Source organism: Acidisphaera rubrifaciens HS-AP3, from assembly GCF_000964365.1.
GTDB classification, from domain to species: domain Bacteria; phylum Pseudomonadota; class Alphaproteobacteria; order Acetobacterales; family Acetobacteraceae; genus Acidisphaera; species Acidisphaera rubrifaciens.
The window spans coordinates 1-4216 of the sequence record NZ_BANB01000150.1 but is presented as its reverse complement, the minus strand read 5'-3'; the positions used below and the strand labels follow the sequence as shown (position 1 = coordinate 4216).

The following is a 4216-nucleotide window of genomic DNA, read 5'->3' as shown; positions in this document are numbered from 1 at the left end:
GCGGCGGTGGTGCTGACCGGCCGCCGCGCGGCGAAGCTCGACGAGGTCGCGGCGGCGATCACCGCGGCCGGCGGCGCCGCGCATGTCCAGACAGGCGACCTGATGCAGGCGGCGACCGCCCCGCGCGTCGCCGCATGGATCGAGCGGACGCTCGGGCGGCTCGACGTGCTGGTGAACAACGCCGGCCTCAACGTGCCGAAGCGGCGTTGGGCCGACCTGTCGGCCGAGGGGGTGGACGAGGTGGTGGGCGCCAACGTCTCCGCCGCCTTCTATTGCGTGATCGCGGCCCTGCCGCTGATGCGCCGGCAGGGCGGGACGATGATCCACACCGCGAGCTGGGCCGGCCGTTTCGTCAGTCCGCTGAGCGGACCCGCCTACAGCGCGGCCAAGCACGCGGCCGTCGCCATGAGCCATTCGATCAACATGGAGGAATGCACCAACGCCATCCGCTCGACCGCGCTGTGCCCGGGCGAGGTGGCGACGGAGATCCTCGACAAGCGGCCGATCCCGGTCAGCGCGGAGGATCGCGCGAAGATGCTGCAGGCCGAGGATTGCGGCGACCTGATCCGCTACATCGCCTGTCTGCCGCCGCATGTCTGCATCAACGAGGTGCTGATCAGCCCCACCTGGAACCGCGCCTATGTCGGCAGCGTCAACCGGCTCTGATCCGGTGGCGCACGGCAACCGCCGGCGTGTCGTCGTGTCGGACACGATGCACGCGGCCGGCCTCGCGGTGCTGCGCGCCCGGCCGGACATCGACATCGCGACCTATCGCGCGGGCGAGCCCGGCCCCGCCTTTCACGCGGCGTTGAGCGAGGCGCACGGCATCGCGTTGTCGGTCAATCCCTTCGGCCCGGCCGAGGTCGCCGCCGCGCCGCATCTGCGCGTCGTCGCGCGCATCGGCGTGGGCTATGACGCGGTGGACATCCCGGCGCTCGACCGGCGGCGCATCCCGCTGATGACGACCGGCACCGCCAATTCGACCAGCGTGGCCGAGGCCGCGCTGACGATGATGCTGATGCTGGCGAAGCGGCATGTGCGGATGGACGCCATCGTGCGGTCGGGCGACTGGTCGAAGCGGTTCGCCCTGCCGCCGATGGAGGTCGACGGCAAGCGCGTGCTGGTCATCGGTCACGGCCGCATCGGCAGCCGGACGGCGCGTCTGTGTGCCGCGCTCGGCATGGTGGTGACGGTGCATGATCCCTATGTCGCGGACGCGGCGATCACGGCCGCCGGCCACGCCGTGGCACCCGATCTCGACGCCGCGCTGCCGCTTGCGGATTTCGTGACGATCCATTGCCCGCGCAGCGCCGAGACGGTCGGCCTGTTCGACGCCGCCCGCATCGCGCGCATGAAAGAGGGCGCGTTCCTCGTCAACACCGCGCGCGGTGGCATCGTGGACGAGGCCGCGCTGCATGCGGCGCTGCAGTCCGGGCGGCTCGCCGGCGCGGGGCTGGACGTGTTCGACCGCGAGCCCGCGCCGCGCGACAATCCGCTGCTGTCGCATCCGGGGCTGGTGTTCGCGCCGCACATGGCCGGCGTGACGGAGGAGGCGCTGGCGGCGATGTCGGTGGCGACCGCGCGCAACATCCTCTCCGTACTCGACGGCGCGCCGCTGCGCGAGAACGTCATCAATCCGGACGTGCTCGACTGACGGTCAGAAGCTGACGCGCGTGGTGACGATCCAGGCGTGGTTATAGAGCGGCGTGAGCGGGACGGCGCGGTAGTTCGGGGTGACCGCGGTCTGGTAGCCGATGCCGACCGTCGGCTGGAAATGCGGCGCCAGCGCGAAGCGGCCGACGATGATGCCGGGTGTGAGGAATGTCTGCGTCAGGCCGCCCCGCCTGCCGTCCGCCGAATAGGTCGAGCTGACTTCGAGCTGCGGCCAGAACATGCCGGCGACGCGCAGCTGGAACGCGAGGTTGCCGAGCACCTGCGTCCCGAGCGTGCTCTCGTGCCCCGTGGGGATCGACGCGCCGACCGTGCCCTGTACGATCGCCGGGCCGTAGCTGCGGCCGAAGCCGATTGTGGGCAGCAGCGTCACGACGCCGGTGCCGAACCGGCCGCCGGTCGGGAACACCGCCTGCAGCCATGCGGCGAGGATGTAGTCCGGTCCGCTCGCCAGCCGCTGCTTGAAGCGCAGCAGCGGCACGTCGGCGAAGCCGTCCACGGTCCCGCGCCCGTCCGGCCCGCTGCGCACGAGAAAGGGCGCGTTGGCGATCTGGATTTCCTGCGTCGGCGAGATGATGACGTCGACGCCCTTGCCGCCGTCATAGACGGTGGTGCTGCTGCCGTTGCCCGCCTGCTGGAACGCCACGTCGAAGCGGGCGCGGTCCTCCAGCAGCGCCGAGGTCGTCACCAGCGGGCTGCTCCAGGCCGGTTGCGTCGCCCGCGCCTCGGCCGCGTAGGTCTCCAGCATGTCGAGGATGCCGGCGTCGTTGACGCTGATCGTGTCGTCGGCGTGCGCGGCCCCGAGCGATCCCAGCAGCGCGGCCAGCACGATCGGGCCGAGGCGGCGCGGCGCCAAGCGCTCAGGCCGTGTCCAGGAAGCGCACCAGCCGGCCGCGCGGCGCGCCGATGATGGCGTCGTCGCGCATCGCGATCCCGCCGCGCAGCACCGTCGCCACCGGCCAGCCGGTGACGCGCTTGCCGGCGAAGGGGGTCCAGCCGCAGGGGGAGGCGATCCAGTCGTTCTCGATGGTGCGCTGCCGCCGCATGTCCACGATCGTGAAGTCGGCGTCGTAGCCCGCCGCGATGCGTCCCTTGCCGATCGCGCCATAGACGCGCGCGGGGCCGGCGGCCATGAGATCAACCATGCGCCCGAGCGTCAGCCGCCCGGCGTTGACGTGGTCGAGCATCACCGGCACCAGCGTCTGCACGCCGGTCAGCCCCGCGGCGCAGTCGGGCCAGGGCAGTTCCTTCTTCGCGCGCGGATGCGGCGCGTGGTCGGAGCCGATGGTGTCGATCGTGCCGTCCGCGACGGCGGCCCAGGCGGCGTCGTAATGCCGGCGGTCGCGTATCGGCGGATTCATCACCGCGTAGCCACCGAGGGTGTCATAGGCCTCGGGCGCGATCTGCGTCAGGTGATTGACCAGCACCTCGCTCGTCGCGATGTCGCGGCAGTCGCGCAGGTATGCGTATTCGGCGGCGGTCGAGACATGCAGGATATGGGCGGGGCGGCGCGTCTCGCGCGCCAGCGCGATGATCCGCCGCGTGCCGAGGGCGGCGCATTCCTCGTCGCGCCATTCCATGTGACAGCGATACGGATCGCCGCGGTTGAACAGCGGCGCGCGGGCGCGCAGCCGGTATTCATCCTCGCTGTGGAAGGCGATGCGGCGGCGGCCGTGGCGCATGACGCGGGCGATGCTGGCGTCGTCCTCCACCAACAGGTCGCCGGTCGAGCTGCCGGCGAACACCTTGACCGCGCATACGCCGCGCGCCGTCTCCAGCGACGCCAGCGCCTCCGCATTGGCTTTCGTGGCGCCGACATAAAGGCCGATATCGCACCAGGCGACGCGCTCGGCGTGGTCCTGCTTCCAGGCGAGGCGTTCGGCGTCGGTGATCGCCGGGCTCGTGTTCGGCATGTCGAACACCGCGGTAAGGCCGCCGAGCAGGGCGGCGCGCGTGCCGGTGGCGATGCTTTCCACCGTCGCGTCGCCGGGATCGCGCAGATGCACGTGCGGATCGATCAGTCCCGGCAGGACGTGCAGGTGGCGCGCGTCGAACACCGCCTCGGCGCTCGCTCCGGCAGGCGCGGACAGCGTCGCGATGCGGCCGTCGCGCACGCCGATATCGGTCGCGGCCTCGCCCCAGGGGAGTATGCAGACGCCGTTGCGGATCAGCAGGTCGTAATGGTCGCTCACCCGTCCGCTAAAGCGCGCCGTGGGCGCAGCGGTCAAGCGCCGCGATGGCGGCCGCGCTGCCCGACAGGCCGAAGCGGCCGAGCGGCCCGAGGGCCGGGCTGCTGATGGCGACCGTGTCGGCGGCCCCGGCAAGGCGGGGGAAGGTCTCCGCCGTCACCGGGTCCATCGGCTGGTTCGTCAGCCGGGTCGGCGCGCTGACATAGGCCGTGAAGCGCAGCGTGCCGCCGGGCGCGAACTGCATCAGCACCGGATAGACCCGCCCCGGCACCGCGCTGTTGGTCGTGTCGGTGACGTTCCAGCCCATCACGCCGCCGGCGGCCTGGGTGAAGGCGAGGTCGGGGCCGAACGTGTCG

General features: G+C 71.8%; 5 protein-coding genes. 2 read left to right on the top strand and 3 right to left on the bottom strand.

Translation table 11 applies throughout. The features are described 5' to 3' along the window. A partial coding sequence (locus B8460_RS05570; RefSeq protein WP_048860591.1) for an SDR family oxidoreductase occupies window positions 1–666 on the top strand: 666 nt, incomplete at its 5' end. Continuing rightward, window positions 641–1654 carry a hydroxyacid dehydrogenase gene (locus tag B8460_RS05565; RefSeq protein WP_048860590.1) on the top strand — a complete coding sequence of 338 codons (1014 nt, stop codon included), beginning with the start codon at window positions 641–643 and terminating at the stop codon, window positions 1652–1654. The genes B8460_RS05570 and B8460_RS05565, both read left to right, overlap by 26 nt. A 3-nt stretch (window positions 1655–1657) precedes the next feature. Here B8460_RS05565 and B8460_RS05560 read toward each other — a convergent pair whose 3' ends face one another. The 3 genes from B8460_RS05560 to B8460_RS21665 all read right to left on the bottom strand — a co-directional run. After that, complete coding sequence (locus B8460_RS05560; RefSeq protein ID WP_048860589.1) at window positions 1658–2527, bottom strand: hypothetical protein; 870 nt, start codon at window positions 2525–2527, stop codon at window positions 1658–1660. Window positions 2528–2531: 4 nt separating this feature from the next. After that, window positions 2532–3863, bottom strand: coding sequence for a dihydroorotase (locus B8460_RS05555; protein ID WP_048860588.1), 1332 nt, complete (start codon window positions 3861–3863; stop codon window positions 2532–2534). A 7-nt stretch (window positions 3864–3870) separates the two neighbouring features. Next, on the bottom strand, window positions 3871–4216 hold a 346-nt coding region (locus B8460_RS21665; RefSeq protein ID WP_048860587.1), incomplete at its 5' end, for a hypothetical protein.

Coding starts and splice junctions, on each gene's coding strand:
- B8460_RS05565 (WP_048860590.1), top strand. CDS start 641: ATGTCGGCAGCGTCAACCGGCTCTGATCCGGTGGCGCACGGCAACCGC.